Source organism: Desulfosporosinus orientis DSM 765 (assembly GCF_000235605.1).
GTDB classification, from domain to species: domain Bacteria; phylum Bacillota; class Desulfitobacteriia; order Desulfitobacteriales; family Desulfitobacteriaceae; genus Desulfosporosinus; species Desulfosporosinus orientis.
Genome location: NC_016584.1, coordinates 646,980 through 665,624, shown reverse-complemented (window position 1 = coordinate 665,624; position 18,645 = coordinate 646,980). Strand labels below are relative to the sequence as shown.

Sequence of the window (18,645 nt, the reverse complement as noted above, 5' to 3'; positions counted from 1 at the left end):
GACCCCGAAGGGTCCCTCTTAGAATTTAGCTGATCTTTTCAATCTTTACGCCACAATATTTATATTCATAAGTTTTGGTGACTTTATCGTAGGCTCCGTTGGTCAGTACGTTGGTTGGAGAATCAAAGTAGTGAAGAGTCATAAAGACCATACCAACCGGTACCCGCTCTGTGATCTTAACTTTAGTTTTCAGCTCACCCCGGCGAGAGGCTACTTTAACGACTTCACCGTCTTCAAGAGCTAAGCGTTTAGCATCTGTCGGATTGACCTCAGCCAGTTCATGGGGAGAATGAACTCCCAGGGATGCCGAGTGTTGTGTGAAGACATTATAGTGAGAAAGCTTACGTCCAGTATTGAGTACGAAAGGATACTCTTCGTCCGGCAACTCATTGGGCAGTTGGTTTTCAATGGCGACAAAGAGCCCTTTGCCTCGGTTAAACTTACCTTCATGGAGGAACTTGGTACCCGGATGTTCCGCATGGGGTACAGGCCATTGCAAACCTTGAGTGCCCAACCGTTCGTGGGTAATGCCCGCAAACTGAGGCGTCAACTTGGCTATTTCCTCCATGACTTCCGCCGAAGATTTATACTCAAAAGGATAACCCATGCGAGTCGCTAATTCACAAATAATGTCACCATCAATTCTGGCATTGCCAAGGGGCTTAATGGCTTGATTAACCATCTGCACCCGGCGCTCAGTATTTGTAAAGGTTCCTGTTTTTTCCGCAAAGCTGGCTCCAGGCAGGACAACATCAGCCAGTTTTGCAGTCTCTGACATAAAGATTTCTTGAACAACAAGGAAATCAAGGGCTTCAAGTCCTTTACGCACGTGGTTAGCATCCGCATCGGTAATGACTGGATCCTCACCTAAGACATACAAAGCACGCAGATCTTTGCTTACGGCAGCCCCAAACATATCCGGAATCATAAATCCAGGATTGGGGTCTAACGGTACTCCCCAGGCAGCTTCGAACTTAGCTCGTACCTCAGGGCTTGCCACCTGTTGGTAACCAGGATAAACATTAGGCAACGCTCCCATATCGCAGGCACCCTGCACGTTATTTTGTCCCCGCATTGGGTTAACCCCTGAGCTTTCTTTACCGAGATTTCCTGTCATCATAGCCAGGTTTGCCAAGCTCATGACGTTGTCCGTACCGCAAGTATGCTCAGTAATTCCTAAGGTATAGAAAACGGAAGCGCGTTCAGCTGTAGCATAGATTCTGGCAGCTTCTTCCATCTGTTCTACGGGAACTCCCGTAATTTTACTAACGACTTCAGGGGTATACTGTTGAACGGCCTCCCGGACTTTTTCAAAACCTTCTGTCCGTTCCTCAATGAATTCTTTGTTTTCCCATCCATTGGCAAGAATAATATGCATAATCCCGTTAATCAAAGCAATATCCGTCCCTGGATTCAGCCGCAGCCAGACATCGGCATCCTCAGCAAGGTTGATGCGGCGAGGATCGGCGACAATCAACTTAGCACCTTTAGCCAAGGCTTGCTTCATTTTTGTCCCAATCACCGGATGGGCTTCTGTGGGATTTGAACCAATCACAAACATAACTTTGGAGTTTGGAATTTCATTAATGGAATTGGTCATCGCTCCGGATCCAAATGAGGTGGCCAGACCGGCCACAGTGGGAGCGTGTCAAGTCCTTGCGCAGTGATCGACATTGTTTGTGCCGATAACCGCGCGCATGAATTTTTGCATCAGATAATTTTCTTCGTTTGTACAGTGGGCAGAACTTAGTGCAGCGATGGAATTTGGACCGTAATTTTTCTTGATTTCCCCTAATTTTGTGGCAACCAAATCCAGAGCCTCATCCCAATCTGCAGGAACAAGTTCGCCATTTTTCCTGATCAGAGGGGTTGTTATGCGATTGTCACTATAAATCATATCCATGCCGAAGCGGCCTTTGACGCACAACGCTTTGCCATTAACCGGGGCATCGGGATTTGAAGTTACGCCAATGACCTTATCGTCTTTGACATTTAAGTCAAAATTACAACCGACTCCACAGAAAGGACAGGTTGTTTGGACTTTCGTCACTTCCCAGGGACGTCCTTTACCGGCCATTTGCTTTTCTGTCAGTGCTCCAACCGGACAGACTGAAACACAAGATCCACAAAAATCACAATCGGACTCCTTATAAGGTAAATTAAAAGCAGGTCCTACTTGAGTATCAAATCCACGGAAGGAAAAGTCTAAAATGCTCTTTCCTTGAATCTCTGAACAAGCTTTAATACATTTTCCGCAGAGAATACACTTATTGGGGTCACGGAGAATAAATGGGTTACTGTCATCGATAGGAAGACACCGGTTTTCCCCTTGATAAACTTCACCAGTTACGCCATATTCATAGGCATACTCTGCCAAAGAACAATCTCCCATTTTTTGACAAGTCATGCAGTCCAAGGGATGATTGGCTACTAAAAGCTCCAGGATTGTTTTGCGGGCATTTCGAACCTTTTCATTTTGAGTTTCCACTTTCATACCTTGGGCAACTTGGGTAACACAAGACGGAGGAAGATTGCGCATTCCTTCAATTTGAACCACACATAAACGACATGCTCCTGCCGGAGTCAGCTCCGGTGCATGACACAAAGTTGGAATAGGAATATTATTCATACGACAGGCATCGAGTACAGTTGTACCCTTAGGTACACTGACTTCACGTCCGTCAATTGTCAATGTAAGCCACTCCAAAATGTTCACTCCTCTCAGTTTGTCCATTCATAGAAAACTTGTCTTATTGCACTTATGCTCTGCTAATTGCACCAAATTTACATTTTTCCATACAGGTTCCGCACTTGATACACTTTTCTTCATCGATAACATAAGGAGTATTTGTCTTCTTATCCCCTGAAATACAATTAACAGGACAGTTTTTAGCACAAAGGCTGCACATTTTGCACTTCTCAGTATCAATGGTGTAGCTTAACAAAGCTGTACAATTGTGCGCAGGACATTTGTGGTCATGAATGTGTGCCTCATACTCATGCCTAAAATACTTCAGAGTGGCCAGAATCGGACTTGGCGCAAACTGACCTAAACCGCAGAGGGAGGTCTCTTTGATGGTATTAGCCAGATTCTCTAAGGTATCAAGATCTTCCTCTTTACCTTCTCCCTTGGTAATCCTGTCAAGGATCTCGTACATCCGGGTGGTTCCCTCTCGACAGGGTGTACATTTCCCGCAAGATTCTTTCTTGGAGAAGTTCAGGAAATAACGGGCAATATCCACCATACAAGTAGTTTCATCCATGATAACCAGTCCGCCGGAACCAACCATTGCCCCAGCTTGAGTCAAAGTGTCATAATCCACTGCAAGATCGAGCATGTCCTCTGGCAAGCATCCTCCGGAAGGGCCACCAATTTGAACTGCTTTGAACTTCTTGCCGCCTTGGATTCCGCCACCAATGTCAAAGATGATCTCTCTAAGGGTTGTCCCCATGGGAACTTCAACCAGTCCTGTATTATTTACTTTACCGGTTAAAGCAAAGATCTTAGTTCCTTTACTTTTTTCTGTTCCAAATTGAGCGTACCACTCTGCACCGTTGCGTAAAATATGTGGGATATTTGACCAAGTCTCAACGTTATTGATATTGGTCGGTTTTCCCCATAAACCGCTGACTGCCGGGAAAGGCGGACGAACTCTGGGCATCCCCCGTTTACCCTCAATGGATGCCATCAAGGCTGTTTCTTCTCCGCAAACAAACGCTCCCGCTCCGGCAAAGACATTCAGACGGAAATTGAAACCTGTGCCAAGAATATTTTCTCCCAAATAGCCAGCTTCTTCTGCCTGCTTAATGGCAATTCCCAAATGCTTAATAGCCAGAGGATACTCGGCGCGACAGTACACATAGCCTTCATCTGCCCCGATGGCATAAGCCCCGATTAACATACCCTCAATAACGGAATGTGGGTCTCCCTCCAAGACGCTGCGGTCCATGAATGCACCCGGGTCTCCTTCGTCTGCGTTACAAATAATATACTTTTTATCACTGGGAGTTTGGCGGCAGAAGCCCCACTTAACACCTGTGGGGAATCCGGCTCCTCCGCGGCCGCGCAGTCCGGATTTCTTGACCTCTTCCATAACCTCCTCAGGCGACATTTCTTTAAGTGCTTTTTCAATCGCCTTATAACCTTCACGAGCAGTATAATCATCAATCTTTTGAGGATCGATAACCCCGCAATTATGCAGGACAATGCGATGCTGCTTTGCAAAAAATTTAACATCTGACATAGAATCAATGGGTTTTTGGGTTTCCTGATCAACAGGAAGCAGACGTTCCACTCGCTCCCCTTTGATAAGCTCTGAAGTTACAATTTCAGCAACATCTTCTTTAGTGACTCGGGTATATAAAATATGCTGGGGTTCAATAACAAGCGTAGGCCCTTTTTCGCAGAATCCCTGACATCCGGTGCCGACAATCTTTATGGTATCTGCGAGACCTTGTTTCTTGATTTCTTCATTCAAGACATCAATGATGGGAAGTGCTCCTGAGGAGGCACATCCCGTACCTGCACAAACTAGAATACGTTGGTTCTCAGCCATCCCTTTATCCCCCTACTCGTATTTAGCCAATATCCCGGGAATACTCTCCGGTACTAACCGTCCATGAACCTCATTATTGATGGATATAACCGGTGCCAACCCACATGCTCCTATACAGGCTACAACTTCCAAGGTAAAGCGTCCGTCTTCTGTAGTAGCTCCGTCTTTGATTTTCAACTCTTTTTCAAGAGCTTCAACGATCTTGGCACCTCCACGAACGTGACAAGCCGTCCCCAAACAGATATTGATTAAGTTACGTCCCATAGGTGTCAAGCGAAACTGAGCATAAAACGTTACCACACCATAAATTCTCGCCAACGGAATACGAATGGCTTTACTGATCAGTTTAAGGACATGGGCAGGCAAGTACCCATAAATTTCTTGAGCTCCTTGTAAAATTGGGATCAAAGGCCCGTTCTGATTTTTATACTTCTCGATAACTTCTTGCAATTGAACTTCTTTAGGATCCACTAACTCTTCACACGCAGTGCACAAAAAAAATCCCCCCTATTGAATTCCTATCCTTTTCTGCTAAAAACGTAAACCATTTTTTCTGTGATCAATTTAGTCATTTTTGCGTCGTGCTCATCAACCGGCACTTGTCCAATGATTTGGGATTCGAAACTAAGAGCAACCTTTGGGACTGAATTTTTCAACCGCTCAAAAAAGCGATCATAATAGCCTCCTCCATACCCTAAACGATTTCCCTGCAAATCAAAACCGGCCCCAGGTACAACAACCAAATCAATCTCTAAAGGATTTACCTCTACATTTGTTAACTTGGGTTCACGAATTCCCCAAGCCCCAAGCTCAAGATCTAATGCTAGATTACTAACTTCAAGAGGAAGAATAACACCCTTAGGTGCACAACGAGGTAATATCAATCGTTTCTTACTCGCCAGCACAGCCTCTGCTGTGGCCGTGGTTTCTACTTCATCCCGGAAGTTAAGAAATAACATCACGGTCTGAGCCTTTTGAAAGTCAAGTGAGTCCCACAATCTTTGCTGAATAATTAAACTTTTGCTCTTTCTTTCTTGTTCTCCCAAAGCGGCTCTCTGATTTAAACACGATTTACGAACTTCGGCTTTCAATTTTTTATTAACCTCATTCATGAGAAAGCTCCCTTTCGTTAAAATTTCGTGCATTTTAAATTATTCGATAAATAAAGTCAAAATCCTTCCAATATTAATTAAATATTTTGTTAATACCCTTCATATCCGGTATTTATAACCTTAAATTTATTCTAAATATAGATTCATTCGGTATGTTAACACACAAAGTTATCCACTTATTAAATCTCTGTACTAAGCCTTGTTTCCGGGTTATCCACATTATCCACAAGGATTGTGGATAATGCTATCCCAACTAATCACAATGTGTGGAAAACTCAAAAACCGCTCCAATAACTTATCTACAGACTTATCCACATTGTCCACAGGTCTACCTTATCCACAGAACATATGCTTCCCTTATAAGAACCCTTTTTGTCAACGTTTGCTATCAATCATTAAGCCCCTTAAGCATTAAGGAGTGCAACAACAGCGCCCCCTTTGCTGAAGTTACACTCCTTAATCGATTCTATCTAATTCTACTTATCTTTTTACCTTAAACTCAGTCCAGGAACAGCATTAAGAGTCCAAGGCGCGTAATCCTCTCTCAAATAATGATAGTAACCGGCTGTTGCTATCATCGCCCCATTGTCCGTGCAATAGATAGGGGATGGGTAGACTAATCGGATTCCGCGTTCTGATAAGGTCTGATTTAAAGTTTCACGGAGTAAAGCATTAGCAGCCACTCCGCCGGCAAGAAGTAATGTTTTAACCTTAGTCAACCGGATGCCCATTAAAGCCTTGCGAACTAAGACATCAATTACAGCTTGCTGAAAAGAAGCAGCAACATCGGGAACACTCAGTTCCTCCCCTCGCATCTTTGCTGTGTTCAGGGTATTCAATACTGCAGATTTCATACCGCTGAAACTAAAATCTAAACTATCCGGCTCTAACATAGCCCGTGGGAATTGAAAAGAGTGAGGATCCCCCTTTAATGCGATTCTTTGAATCTGAGGGCCGCCCGGGTAACCTAATCCCAATGTTCTGGCTACTTTATCCAAAGCCTCTCCGGCTGCATCATCCCGGGTAAGACCCAATACTTTGTATTGCCCATGGTCTTCAAGTAAAATTAAATGAGTATGTCCTCCTGAAACCAACAAGGCCAGAAGGGGAAATTCTAAATCATGGTGTTCCAAAAAATTGGCATAAATGTGAGCCTCCAAGTGATTTATCCCAATCAAAGGTATACCGGCTGCATAGGCCATGGCTTTTGCACCGGAGACTCCAACCAATAAGGAACCGACAAGCCCAGGACCATAGGTTACGGCAATAGCAGACAAATCACTAAAACTCATTTGGGCCTCATCTAAAGCTTGTTGAACTACAGGCTGAAAATGCAAACTGTGTTCTCGTGAGGCGATTTCGGGCACAACCCCGCCATATTTTTGATGAGTTATTATTTGTGAGGAAATAACATGACTTCTTAAATCCCTTCCATTAATCAGAACAGCCGCTGAAGTCTCATCACAGCTCGTTTCTATACCTAAAATAATGATCTCTTTATCCGTTCTAACTGTCATGCCCTGTTCACCTCCATTCCCAAATCTACCCACATTATCAGAGCATCTTCTCCTGTATCAGCATAGTATCCCTTGCGAATTCCTGCGGTTTTAAATCCTAAGCGACTATATAAAGACTGAGCCGGACTATTTGATGCCCGAACTTCAAGAGTCATCCGTTCCATGCCTTCCTCAATCATTTTCACCATCACAGAACGCATTAGAAACTCTCCCCAATGCTTCCCCCTAAAGTTAGGAGCAATTGCTACATTTGTGATATGTCCCTCATCCAATATAAACCACAGCCCCATATACCCGACGACTTTACCCTCTACCTCCAATACAGTATACCGTGCGTATTCATTATCTTTAAGCTCCGCTTTAAAGGCCTGCAAAGACCAAGGAGTCGAGAATGAAGAGACTTCAATTTCCATGATTGCCTCAAGATCGTCCATACGCATAGGACGTACCTTTCCTTCATTCATGGCTCTTGCCCCTTTTTGCTTCTTCCTTTTTAGCCCAATTCACTTCTGCCTCAGAAAGACGGATGTAATAGGGTTCCACCTGCTCTCCTGCACCGGTTTTTTTCCACTTCTGCCAGACTGCTTTCGCAGTATAAGCCCCCCGGGGCAAGCCAACATAATCAGGTAAAATAACAGCTTGGTTGCCTAAAGCTTCCGCTATTCTATTTTGAGCCTTTTCCACAGCATCTCCCACCAGGCAAATTTGCCGGTCTAATTCCTTCAAGTAGTCTAAGCATTTGTCAATGGGCATGGCTTGAGGCGGAGTTATACACTCCGCCTCTTCCCCTTTCAGCCAGCGATAGCGTGCTGTATACCACTCGTTTTTGCGCGCATCCAAGATAGGAACGATATCTTCCGCCCTTTCCTTGCCCGCCCAGGCCAAAGCGTCTAAAGACAGAACCGCTATGAGGGGAAGATTCAGTACTTGTGACAAACCTTGTGCTGTGGCAATCCCAATCCGTATCCCAGTAAAGGACCCCGGCCCGCGAACTACTCCGATCATGTCTAAATCCTGAAGTGTCCATGCCGCTGCTGAGAGCAGCTGTTCAATCATTGGAATAATTCGCTCGGAATGAGTCTTGGTAGTATGTAAAAACCCCTCACCAACTAACCTCTCTTCTTCAGCCAAGGCTACAGTTGTCACTTTTGTGGTTGTGTCGATGGTTAAGTACTTCATTGGGTCCTCCTCTTACTCTGCTTCACCGGAAAGAAAATCGAGCCGTTTCTCCCAGCCGGAATCCTTCGACTGAAAAACAATTTCCCGGGTCATTTCTCCGCTGCCAAGAATCCCTACCGTTAACCGGTCATCCGGCAAGTAATCTTCGGCAATTTCCGGCCATTCAATAATACAGACAGCATCCTCTGTAAAAGTATCGGCAATCCCAATAACTTCAGCCTCTTCCGGGTGCCTCAATCGGTAAAGATCCATATGGATCAGCCGGATCTCAGTTCCATCCCTTTGCCCCTTATATTCATGGATCAGAGTAAAAGTTGGGCTGGCCATCGGACTTGCCACACCTAAGCCCTCTCCTACTCCCTGAGCAAAGGCTGTTTTTCCGGCCCCTAAATCTCCAATCAGAGCTATAACATCTCCGCCCTGCAAACACCGGCCTAATTGCTTTCCTATTTCATGAGTATACTCAACAGAATTACTCGTCACTTTATAATCCACTAATGATTCCTCCTGATACAACAACAATATTATTGTATCCAAAGACATTTATCCTTCAAACTTAATGATCATTAATTTACTGTTTCTTCCTTGGCTTCAGGTTTTACAAGCTTTCCATTAATTATCACGTATAAGGGTTCAGCCGTAATCGTAAAGGGATGATCTGACCAAATAACAATATCCGCATCTTTCCCAACCTCTAATGATCCCAGCCTGTCCGCGACACCTAATATTTCTGCAGGATGAATAGTAACCGCCCGTAAGGCATCCTCCTTATCCATGCCTGCTTTCCATGCCAAGGCGGCACAAAGAGGCAGCTGTTCAATTGGGGTGACGGAATGATCCGTCATAATGGCAACTTTGACCCCAGCTTCTGCTAAAATCCCCGGTGTCTTGAAGGACTTATCCTTAAGTTCAACTTTAGCACGATTGGTCAATAATGGACCTACCACTGCTGGATAACCCTGTTTTGCCAGTTCCTCTGCAATCTTATGTCCTTCAGTGCAATGCTCAATAACTAGGTCAACCTCAAATTCTCTGGCAATGCGAATAGCCGTCATGATGTCATCGGCACGATGGGCATGGGCTCTCAACGGAATTTCACGGTTGATGACCTTCACCAGGACCTCTAACCCCAAATCCCGTTCAGGAAGTTTATCCGAATCGGTTTTACCTTGTTCTAATTTATCTTTATAGGTCTGAGCATCCACTAAGGTCTGGCGCAGAAGAGCTGCCGTCCCCATCCGAGTCATAGGCATTTTCTTTTGTTCACCATAGACCATTTTGGGATTTTCTCCAAAAGCGACCTTCAAGCCTGCAGGGTCCCGCACAACCATTTGATCAACGATATTCCCAGCCGTCTTCATGGCAACACCCGTTCCGCCAACCACATTGGCACTGCCTGGAACAGTAAATACTGCTGTTACTCCACCTAACCGGGCATCCCGGAAGCCTTCATCTTCCGGGTTAATCCCATCAATTGCCCGCATGTCCGGGGTAACCGGGTCGGTCATTTCATTGAAGTCTTCCCCTTCCCAGCGGTAAATCTCTTCCCCAATACCTACATGACAATGAGCGTCTATCATCCCCGGCAGAACGAGACATCCCTCTGCATCAATAATCTCAGTATCCTCCGGCACATCTCCTGCTAAACTCTCACCCAAAGCGGCTATTTTAGCTCCATCAATAAGAATATCCCCCTTAAATTCTTGCCCGGCCATAGTTTTAATCAGACCGTTCTTGATACAAAGCTTCTTCTTCATTCCTTTGTTCACTTTTACTCCTCCAGTTTAACAATAGTATACCAACTAAAACTAGACCACCGCCTGCCAATTGATCTCCGCTGGGAAATTCATTAAGAAAAATAGCGGCCAGAATGAATGTCATGGGTAATTCAAATGTACTAAGAATGGACGCTTGATTTGCTCCGAGCCGTTTAATACCAAAAAGAATTAAATAGAACGGAATAATTGAGGCAACTGTTGCCAATAAGAAACCTATCTTCCAAGTTTGAATGTTCTGCCATGGAATATTTAAAATTTTGTTATTCATGATTACCAACAGAGCTATACCACAAACCCATTGAGTAAAGCACATAGCTGCTAAGGGAGATACCTTAGCTAATACAAACTCTCCTGCAATATTAAATGAAGCATATGCCATCGCTGCAGTCAGTCCTAAAACTATTCCTATCAAAGCGACCGCGTTCACTCCTGAGAGAATCCCGCTGGCAAGAGTTGTTCCTGCAAAAGTTAATAAAAAAGCTGCCATCTCTTGCCGGTTAACTCTTTTGTGCCATATTATAACTCCTGCCGCTAGTACTAAAGCAGGATAAAGATAAAGCAGCAATATTGCCACAGAGACAGATAGAAACTTTAGCGAATACGCGTATAATAAGCTAGTTCCAAGCACCCCAACCAAGCCTTGAAAAGTTAACAGCCATAAGGTTTGAAGGGAAACTTTAAAGATCTCTCGGGCAAAGCAAGCTGCATAGATAAGCAATATTATAGAAGCAATCCAAGATTGTAATGCAATTACCTGAAAAGGATCAAGCCCCAGCCGGAAAGCCTCCTTGACTAGAATGGACATTAAGGCGTATCCCGTTCCCGCTCCGAGAATTGCGCCAACTCCCTGCAGTCCCCTTTTTTGCTCGTTGCGCATTTCAGGCCTCCATTTGACCATTATAACAGACTCTAAAAAATATCACAGCCCTAACTCAGATCGACTATACAATAGTTAAAGCTTTCAACGATCAATCCAACCTAGTTAAACTAAGGCAACATTTGCGGAAATATCCTTCATGGATAGACTCACTCGTTCTCTCTCTTTATCAATTCCGATGACACGCACTTTGACGATATCCCCTACTGAAACTGCTTCCATAGGGTGTTTAATAAATTTATCGCTCAACTGAGAAATATGCACAAGCCCATCATGTTTGACTCCAATATCGACAAATGCCCCAAAATCCACGACATTACGAACGGTTCCTTCTAATATCATGCCTTCGCTGAGATCTTCCAGATGAGTCACATCTCTTCTGAGTAACGGCCGAGGCAGATCTTCCCGAGGATCCCTGCCCGGTCTTTGCAAAGCATCAAAAATATCTCTAACGGTCGGACCTCCCGCACCAAACTCCTCTGCTATCTCTTGGGGATCCAAGGCAGCCAGCTGCATTCGAATTTCCGTGAGACGGTCTCTTAAATCTCCTGTGGAATAGCCAACCTTCGCTAAGATGTTTTCAGCCAGCTGATATGACTCCGGATGAACCGGGGTATTTTCCAAAGGATTAGCTCCATCGGGCAGCCGGATAAATCCGGCACATTGGATATAGGTTTGGGCACCGAGACGGGGAATTTTTTTCAGCTGATCACGCCGGCTGAACTTCCCATGTTCATCCCGCCAGGCAACAATATTCTTAGCGACGGCGGGTTTTAAACCTGCCACATATTGAAGAAGGGATACAGAAGCTGTATTCAAATCAACCCCTACAATATTAACACAAGACTCTACCACTCCATGCAGGGATTCTTCTAAGCGTTTGGGCTGGACATCATGCTGATATTGCCCCACGCCAACTGCTTTCGGCTCGATCTTCACCAGCTCAGCCAGGGGATCTTGAAGCCTGCGGGCTATGGAAACGGCACTCCGCAAGGAAAGATCAAAGTCCGGGAATTCTTCCCCTGCTAATTTGGAAGCAGAATATACAGAGGCTCCCGCTTCACTTACTATAGTAAACTCCACTGGAATGCCCTCTTCCTGAATCATCTCCGCAACAACCTCTTCAGTTTCTCTGGAAGCTGTTCCATTGCCAATGGCGATAATATTTACGCTAAACTCTTTAATCGTTTTTTGTAATATTGCCTTTGCTTCTTCCCGCTTGCCTTTCCCCGTATGAGGATAAATCACACCCACTTGATACAGTTTTCCTGTATCATCAACGATTGCCCACTTACATCCCGTTCGAAACCCAGGATCAAGCCCTAAAACCACTTTTCCCCGAACCGGCGGCTGCAGCAGCAGCTGCCGCAAATTTCCTGCAAAAACCCTAATTGCTTGTTCTTCCCCCTGAACCGAAAGTTCTCCTCGCAATTCCCTCTCGATGGAAGGTTCAATTAATCGTTTATAGGCGTCGAAAGCAGCTGTCTGCACCAATGAAGCACAAGGGCCATTTTTTACATATCTTTTCTCGATGATTCTATGCAAAGCTTCCAAAGGCGCTTCAATTTTTACGGACAAGAACTCTTCCTTTTCCCCCCGATTCAGCGCTAAAATCCGGTGGGGGGGAATTTTTCGCAAAGGTTCCCGGTACTCATAGTACATTTCAAAGGGTGAACGTTCCTGGGCCTTTTTTGCAGAGGCCGTGGCCACCATATCGCCATTTCGAAAAGTATGTTCTCTGATCTCTTTACGGAGAGCTGGGTCATCTGCTATGATCTCTGCGATAATGTCCATCGCCCCAGCTAATGCTTCCTCAACCGTCGTTACTTCCAGCTCAGGGTTAATGTACTTTTCGGCTTCTGTTTGAGGGTCTCCTCTAATATATTGAACCAAGAGCCATTCTGCCAAAGGCTCAAGTCCTTTTTCTTTGGCAATAGTTGCCCGAGTACGGCGTTTTTGCTTATAGGGTCTGTAGAGATCCTCTACGTCTTGCAGTATGGTGGCCGCTGTAATTTGTGAAACCAGTTCCTCCGTAAGTTTGCCTTGTTCCTCAATCAAACGCAGGACTTCATTTTTACGCTGTTCCAAGCGTCTCAAATAGTCTAAACGTTCCATAATGCTTCGCAGCATATTTTCATCAAGCTCACCCGTTGCTTCCTTACGGTAGCGAGCGATAAACGGAATGGTATTTCCTGAATCCAGTAATTCAACAGCCTCTTTGACTTGGTTTGTCTTCAAACCAAGTTCCTTAGCGATAATCACATTAAAATCCAATGATTGTTCCTCCCTAATACGAATCCATTAAAACGCAACTATATTTATTATACCATTCTTCTCCAGCTGGCGAAAATCTTCCTCCCATTAACTGACAAAACAAAGCTGCGGAAAGGCAAAACGCCCCTCCACAGCCTACCTGCTTTAAAACCTCAATCCTTTTTTCTTCGTTTTTCTTCGATCATTTCTTGCCACTGTTTTCTGGCAAGGTTTACTATTTTCGGTTCTTCATTAGCTTCCTTATGCTGTATTATTTTGGAGAAATAAGCGATCGCCTTTTCAGGCTGCCCTAAACGACGGCTCAATTCACCAACCATGAAAAGCACTCTTAATTCGGACATTGAAGTACCGGTAAAATCCGAGTATAAAAAGGATTCTTCATAACTCTGAAGAGCTAAAGCCAAGAATCGCTTCTCTTGGTCGAATATCCCTTCCGCCCGGTAAAGCCACGCTAATCTCAGGCTAAGGCCTGCCAAGACAGCGTTTTTTTCTTTCTTAAGGGAGCCCGCCAGAATTGCCAGCTTATAAGTTTCGATTGCTTGTTTAGACTCCCTGAATTGCCCGAAGTCTCTTTTTGTCCATTTATTTGCAATCCCCAGTTTAATTGCTTCCTTTGTTCCCACCGGAAAATGATCCGAAAATTCCTCTGAAAAGGCAAACCCGCACTCAGGGCAGACATTCACAAAATAATAATGGGGGTTGTAATTGCCCTCTCGAAAATGCGGACAAAAATCACTGTCAATTTTATAAGGAACTGAAAAGCGTGAACGCACTTTCTGAGTTACGAAAGGCGAGCTGCAATAAATACATGTCATTTTCTTCTCATAGAACGCATCATCCGGTACCATTAAAGTCCCCCTGGAGTTAATTATAGTTTAAATGTGGATACACTGCTTTGAAAATCCGTAGCCAATTGAGCCAAGGAGTTTGCAGACCTCCGTATTTCTTCCATGGAAGCACTCTGTTCTTCTGTTCCAGCCACGACATTTTCCAGACTGCCTGCAATTTCCTTAGGTATGTTGGCTACTTCCATGATAGAGGCCACAATCTCTTCCGTACTGCTGCCAACCTGCTGAACCACATCTGCAACCGATTGAGCAAGTTTAGAAAAATCATTAACTCCTTGGAGAATGCCTTGGAAGGCTTCACCTGCCGAATTAACCATGGAAATACCCTCTTGGACAGCTTCAGTTCCATCGTTCATGGTTCTAACGGCTTTGGTGGTTTCATTCTGAATCTCCCCAATCAAGCCGCTGATTTTTCCGGCGGCATCACTTGACTGTTCAGCAAGTTTTCTTACCTCCTCAGCAACGACTGCAAACCCCCGGCCTTGTTCGCCTGCCCGTGCAGCTTCAATAGCTGCATTTAGAGCCAGGAGATTGGTCTGAGCTGCTATATCCGTTATCAAGGCGACAATTTGCCCAATTTCGCCGGATTTAATTCCTAAGGTGTTAACAACACCGGCAGCCTCAGCAACTTTGTCTCCAATTACCTGCATCTCATCGACAGCTTTTCTGACAACACTGTTACCCGCGGATGCCTGATCTGCCGTCATAATCGAACCCTCGGTCACTTTTTGGATGTCCTCTGTAATAGTCTGCATATTCCCAGAAACCAGCTGGGCAGACTTTGCGGTTTCATCCACACCTGCCAGTTTTTGTTTGACCCCATCCGATACTTCCTGGATAGAATAAGCAATCTGTTCTGTCGTTCTGCTGCCCTCATCAGCACTGGCTGTGAGCTCTTCTGCAGAAGCTGCCACCTGCTGAGAACTGTTGACAACCCCTTCAATGATTTCACGGAAGTTCTTCATCATTGTATTAAGATGCTCAGACATCTGTCCAAATTCATCCTTTGACCGAACTTCTACACTTTGGCTGAGATCTCCTTGAGCAATGGCTGTAGCAAACTGATTCACTGATTTTACATTGTTAACAATATAGCGGCTATAGAGATAAAGAACTGTAGCAGTGACTACAATCGCTAAGGCAAAAACCAAGAGCATTTTAGAAAGCAGAGATTTAAGAGGAGCTAATAAGTCCGCCTCAGAAACATCAATGGCCAGTATCCAGCCAAATTCCGGAATTGGTGCATAATAGACTCTCCTCGCTCCTTCCGCAGTATATGTAAACATCCCTTCCTTACCGCTAAACATTGTGGACGCCGCTTTGCTTAAACTCTGATTAGACTCTTCAAGAATACTCTTCATTGTCTTTTTAGAATCTGGGTTAATAAGATATTGCCCTTGATTATTAAAGAGATAAACCTGAGATTTCATATTAATATCCACGGCATCAATGATCTTTTTCAGGGTGATGAAATCCAGGTCACCGGTTGCCACTCCCATGAAATTTCCGTTGCTGTCATGCAACGGTACGCATGCTGTCAGCATCGTAACATCGGAAACCGGATCATAATAGGGATCTGTCCAAACAATATTTTGGGTTGAGTTCATGCCGGTTTTATACCAATCTTGGTTAAGATAATCATAGGCTGCATCACTATATTCGTCAGTATAGACTACCTGTCCATTATCTCTATAAGCATAAGGTCCGTAGTACTTAACTCCTTGCCTATAGGCATTAGGCTCGAAGAATAGCCCTGACCCAAAGGTTACATCACTAGATTTCACCGATGTTTGCAGCAAGTGTTGTATTTGCACAGTGCTCAGGGTAGTTCCCGCGGTGTCAATAGTATTAGCGACCCCATGAACCAAGGTGCCATGAGCCGTCAGCTGTTTCTCGATGTCTGTAATAGTCCCCTGCAGCTTAGCACTCATCTTATTCTGAATCTCGGCACTAAGCTGTGACTCTGAATATTTATAGCTTATCACTGTCATGGCTATTAGGGTAAGGATCATTATGGGTAAAATTGTGAGCATAGTTTTTCCGCGAATATTTGAGAATTTAAACAAATCGCCCGCCCCCTTACTGTTATTTCTTATTACTTGCTTACCTCTGCCATATAGAACCTTCCATACCAAAAGCAAAGATGCCTGTCTGCCCGGACCTTCGGCAGACAGACATCTTTGATACAATTTCTGCAGCTCGCTGTCTGATACTACAAAGCAACGCGTCGGCCCGTGGCTTTTGAACTCTACTTTTTCGTAGGTTTTGCCTTTGATGCCTATACAACGATGACGTATTTAGAATTCGACAGAAAATGTCGTTTTCCTCTATGTTTTAACCAATTATTACTTTTTTAAAAATTAAATTGTTTGACCGAATCAGTCAGGTCATTTATTGTTGAATTAAGAATTTGGATGGAACTCACAACCTCTTGAATAGTCGCTGTTTGTTCTTCGGAAGCTGCACTCGTCTCTTCTGTAGCTGCAACAGACTCTTCAGTAATGGCAGAAATATTTTCGATGGAATTGAGAACTTTGCTTTTAGTCATGCTCATCTCCTCAATGTCCTTATTCAGAAATTCGATTTGAGTCTCAACGTCTTCCACCGAACTATGAATACTGTTAAATGCTATTGAAGTTTCTTCTAAGGAATTATTGGCCTCGTGTAAAATTTGATCTGCATAATTCATACGATCATTAACGGATGTAACAATACTTGTCATATCGAGAATAATACTTTGAATTTCCTTTGTTGCTGCCGCTGAGCCCTCGGCCAATTTGCGAATTTCTTCAGAAACCACCGCAAAACCTTTCCCTGCCTCTCCAGCCCGTGCAGCTTCAATGGCCGCATTTAAAGCTAATAAATTGGTTTGCTCAGCAATGGAATTAATCGTAAGAATAATACTTTCAATGGATTTTGACTTTATCGCTAAAGCTTCAATACCTTGACCAACATCCAAAGTAGCATCAATGTTTTGTTTAAACTTATCATTTAAGGTTTGAAGCGAGCGTATACCTGACTGATTGTTCACACCCATGGTCTGAGTACTATCCAGGGTTATTTTCGATTTATTCTGAGCACCAACAATTTTTTCCGCCAAGACATTAGTCACTTCGACACATTTTGCTGCTTCTTCAGCTTGCACAGATGCTCCAGCTGCAATTTCCTGAATCGTTTTTGCAACTTCTCCGCTGGATGCTCCTACTTCTTCACTAAACGTCGCAATCTCCGAAAGTGTTGTCTCAAATTTTGAGACTGTGTCTTTTATGCCGGTTACTAGTCCTTTCATATTCTGAACCATTTGGTTGAAGCTATTAACGATAATTCCGATTTCATCCTTAGAGTTAACTTCTAAGAGAACCCCTAAGTCTCCTTTTCCCGCTTGGTCCATAGCTTTCGACAACTTATCCAGAGGTTGGATTACTTGTCTCTTAATTAGCTGGTATACAGCAAAAACCGTTAGAAGAAGGGCCGCTAATAAGATGATGGCAATATTTGTTTTTAGCTTATTGACTCCCCCATAAATATCTTGAGTGGGATAAGTGACAACAATTGTATTTTCTCCATTTTTTTGAAACCTGGCGTACTTCTCGACCCCTTCATAGGTATAGGTGAGTTCACCCTCCCCTTTTTTGAGTATCTCTGTGCCCCAATCAAATTTAGTCAAATCCAAGCCAATTTGTTTTTGATTAGGGTGAGCAATAATCTTGCCGTCCTTCCCAATGATATAGGCGTAACCTGTTTGTCCGACATGAATATTCTCTATTAAACTCTGCAGGCTCATCTTACTCATAAGTTCTTGAATTGCCTTCGGGGATAATCCAATTTGAACGATACCCGGCTGGTCGACTCTTGCCACCCCGATATACTGAAATAAAGTATTATCCGCCCCCCGATAGGCAGGTTCCTGAGCTATCGTAAGTGTCTTATCTGAGAGAATTTTGAGGAAGGGCTTCGTCTGTTCACTTGAAGAAAAATCAAAACCATAGAAATCTTTGACATTGCCGTATCGCAATATTCCCTTCTCATCTGTGACATGTATTTCGTCCACGCCCAGTTCCTTTGCCAAAGCAGCCATTCGTTCCGGAGCAAGAACCCCTCTGTCTGCAGCAATTAATTTTGCCACACTTTGAGCGATACTGATATTTTTTTCATCCAATGCCTTACGCGTGATATCCATGATTCCCATCTGATCATTAATACTCTCCGTTAAGCTGTTCAGCTGGCCCAGAGATTGGGATAAGCCCAGTTCAGTGGCAATAGTTTTGGATGATATGTAGGCATAAAGTCCAACTCCGGAAATCGCCAAAATTAAAACTGTTCCTAAAATACTGAGAATTTTTGTTCTAAGATTCATGTACCTCCACTCCCTTTGTCGGAATTTGTTTTTGAAACATAAAACGAACAAATCCATTCGTTTCTTCGTTAATATTCAACATTATCCGTCAAATTCCTTTATAAATATAGTATGTTTCTTTGAAAACATGCTTTAAACGAAGCTTCT

General features: G+C 44.0%; 14 protein-coding genes. All 14 read right to left on the bottom strand.

The window, feature by feature from the left end:
* Positions 1 to 25: 25 nt before the first annotated feature.
* The 14 genes from fdhF to DESOR_RS27250 all read right to left on the bottom strand — a co-directional run bounded on the left by fdhF (position 26) and on the right by DESOR_RS27250 (position 18,498).
* Positions 26 to 2,707: a formate dehydrogenase subunit alpha gene (gene fdhF, locus DESOR_RS27715; RefSeq protein WP_014183179.1), complete on the bottom strand. Its 2,682-nt coding sequence runs from the start codon at positions 2,705 to 2,707 to the stop codon at positions 26 to 28.
* 52 nt (positions 2,708 to 2,759) lie between these two features.
* Positions 2,760 to 4,556: an NADH-quinone oxidoreductase subunit NuoF gene (nuoF, locus tag DESOR_RS03220; protein WP_014183178.1), complete on the bottom strand. Its 1,797-nt coding sequence runs from the start codon at positions 4,554 to 4,556 to the stop codon at positions 2,760 to 2,762.
* A gap of 12 nt (positions 4,557 to 4,568) precedes the next feature.
* Positions 4,569 to 5,051: an NADH-quinone oxidoreductase subunit NuoE gene (nuoE, locus tag DESOR_RS03215; RefSeq protein WP_014183177.1), complete on the bottom strand. Its 483-nt coding sequence runs from the start codon at positions 5,049 to 5,051 to the stop codon at positions 4,569 to 4,571.
* A gap of 23 nt (positions 5,052 to 5,074) precedes the next feature.
* Complete coding sequence (locus DESOR_RS03210) at positions 5,075 to 5,668, bottom strand: 5-formyltetrahydrofolate cyclo-ligase (protein ID WP_014183176.1); 594 nt, start codon at positions 5,666 to 5,668, stop codon at positions 5,075 to 5,077.
* Between the two features lie 488 nt (positions 5,669 to 6,156).
* Positions 6,157 to 7,185, bottom strand: a complete 1,029-nt coding sequence (tsaD, locus tag DESOR_RS03205; protein WP_014183175.1) for a tRNA (adenosine(37)-N6)-threonylcarbamoyltransferase complex transferase subunit TsaD — start codon at positions 7,183 to 7,185, stop codon at positions 6,157 to 6,159.
* Positions 7,182 to 7,649: a ribosomal protein S18-alanine N-acetyltransferase gene (gene rimI / locus DESOR_RS03200; RefSeq protein WP_014183174.1), complete on the bottom strand. Its 468-nt coding sequence runs from the start codon at positions 7,647 to 7,649 to the stop codon at positions 7,182 to 7,184. Before rimI ends, tsaD begins: the two co-directional genes overlap by 4 nt.
* Entirely contained in the window at positions 7,642 to 8,364 is a 723-nt protein-coding gene (gene tsaB, locus DESOR_RS03195) for a tRNA (adenosine(37)-N6)-threonylcarbamoyltransferase complex dimerization subunit type 1 TsaB (RefSeq protein ID WP_014183173.1), read from the bottom strand. Before tsaB ends, rimI begins: the two co-directional genes overlap by 8 nt.
* 12 nt (positions 8,365 to 8,376) lie before the next feature.
* Positions 8,377 to 8,859: a tRNA (adenosine(37)-N6)-threonylcarbamoyltransferase complex ATPase subunit type 1 TsaE gene (gene tsaE / locus DESOR_RS03190; protein WP_014183172.1), complete on the bottom strand. Its 483-nt coding sequence runs from the start codon at positions 8,857 to 8,859 to the stop codon at positions 8,377 to 8,379.
* Positions 8,860 to 8,930: 71 nt separating this feature from the next.
* Positions 8,931 to 10,121, bottom strand: coding sequence for an amidohydrolase (locus tag DESOR_RS03185; RefSeq protein ID WP_042331876.1), 1,191 nt, complete (start codon positions 10,119 to 10,121; stop codon positions 8,931 to 8,933).
* Positions 10,084 to 11,019: a DMT family transporter gene (locus tag DESOR_RS03180; RefSeq protein WP_014183170.1), complete on the bottom strand. Its 936-nt coding sequence runs from the start codon at positions 11,017 to 11,019 to the stop codon at positions 10,084 to 10,086. The genes DESOR_RS03185 and DESOR_RS03180 overlap by 38 nt, the downstream gene beginning before the upstream one ends.
* A gap of 105 nt (positions 11,020 to 11,124) precedes the next feature.
* Positions 11,125 to 13,293 carry a Tex family protein gene (locus DESOR_RS03175; protein WP_014183169.1) on the bottom strand — a complete coding sequence of 723 codons (2,169 nt, stop codon included), beginning with the start codon at positions 13,291 to 13,293 and terminating at the stop codon, positions 11,125 to 11,127.
* A gap of 152 nt (positions 13,294 to 13,445) precedes the next feature.
* A complete protein-coding gene (locus tag DESOR_RS03170; protein ID WP_014183168.1) occupies positions 13,446 to 14,141 on the bottom strand; it encodes a DUF2225 domain-containing protein in 696 nt (231 codons plus the stop codon).
* Positions 14,142 to 14,161: 20 nt separating this feature from the next.
* Positions 14,162 to 16,207 (bottom strand): methyl-accepting chemotaxis protein, encoded by a 2,046-nt coding sequence (locus DESOR_RS03165; protein WP_014183167.1) that lies wholly within the window; start codon positions 16,205 to 16,207, stop codon positions 14,162 to 14,164.
* 287 nt (positions 16,208 to 16,494) lie between these two features.
* Positions 16,495 to 18,498: a methyl-accepting chemotaxis protein gene (locus DESOR_RS27250; RefSeq protein ID WP_014183166.1), complete on the bottom strand. Its 2,004-nt coding sequence runs from the start codon at positions 18,496 to 18,498 to the stop codon at positions 16,495 to 16,497.
* Between the last annotated feature and the right edge of the window lie 147 nt (positions 18,499 to 18,645).

Excerpts from the sequence above, each read along its gene's own strand:
- DESOR_RS27250 (WP_014183166.1), bottom strand. The coding sequence starts at position 18,498 with ATGAATCTTAGAACAAAAATTCTCAGTATTTTAGGAACAGTTTTAATT.
- DESOR_RS03210 (WP_014183176.1), bottom strand. The coding sequence starts at position 5,668 with ATGAATGAGGTTAATAAAAAATTGAAAGCCGAAGTTCGTAAATCGTGT.
- DESOR_RS03180 (WP_014183170.1), bottom strand. The coding sequence starts at position 11,019 with ATGCGCAACGAGCAAAAAAGGGGACTGCAGGGAGTTGGCGCAATTCTC.
- DESOR_RS03185 (WP_042331876.1), bottom strand. The coding sequence starts at position 10,121 with ATGAAGAAGAAGCTTTGTATCAAGAACGGTCTGATTAAAACTATGGCC.
- tsaB (WP_014183173.1), bottom strand. The coding sequence starts at position 8,364 with ATGAAGTACTTAACCATCGACACAACCACAAAAGTGACAACTGTAGCC.
- DESOR_RS03170 (WP_014183168.1), bottom strand. The coding sequence starts at position 14,141 with ATGGTACCGGATGATGCGTTCTATGAGAAGAAAATGACATGTATTTAT.
- tsaD (WP_014183175.1), bottom strand. The coding sequence starts at position 7,185 with ATGACAGTTAGAACGGATAAAGAGATCATTATTTTAGGTATAGAAACG.
- rimI (WP_014183174.1), bottom strand. The coding sequence starts at position 7,649 with ATGAATGAAGGAAAGGTACGTCCTATGCGTATGGACGATCTTGAGGCA.
- nuoF (WP_014183178.1), bottom strand. The coding sequence starts at position 4,556 with ATGGCTGAGAACCAACGTATTCTAGTTTGTGCAGGTACGGGATGTGCC.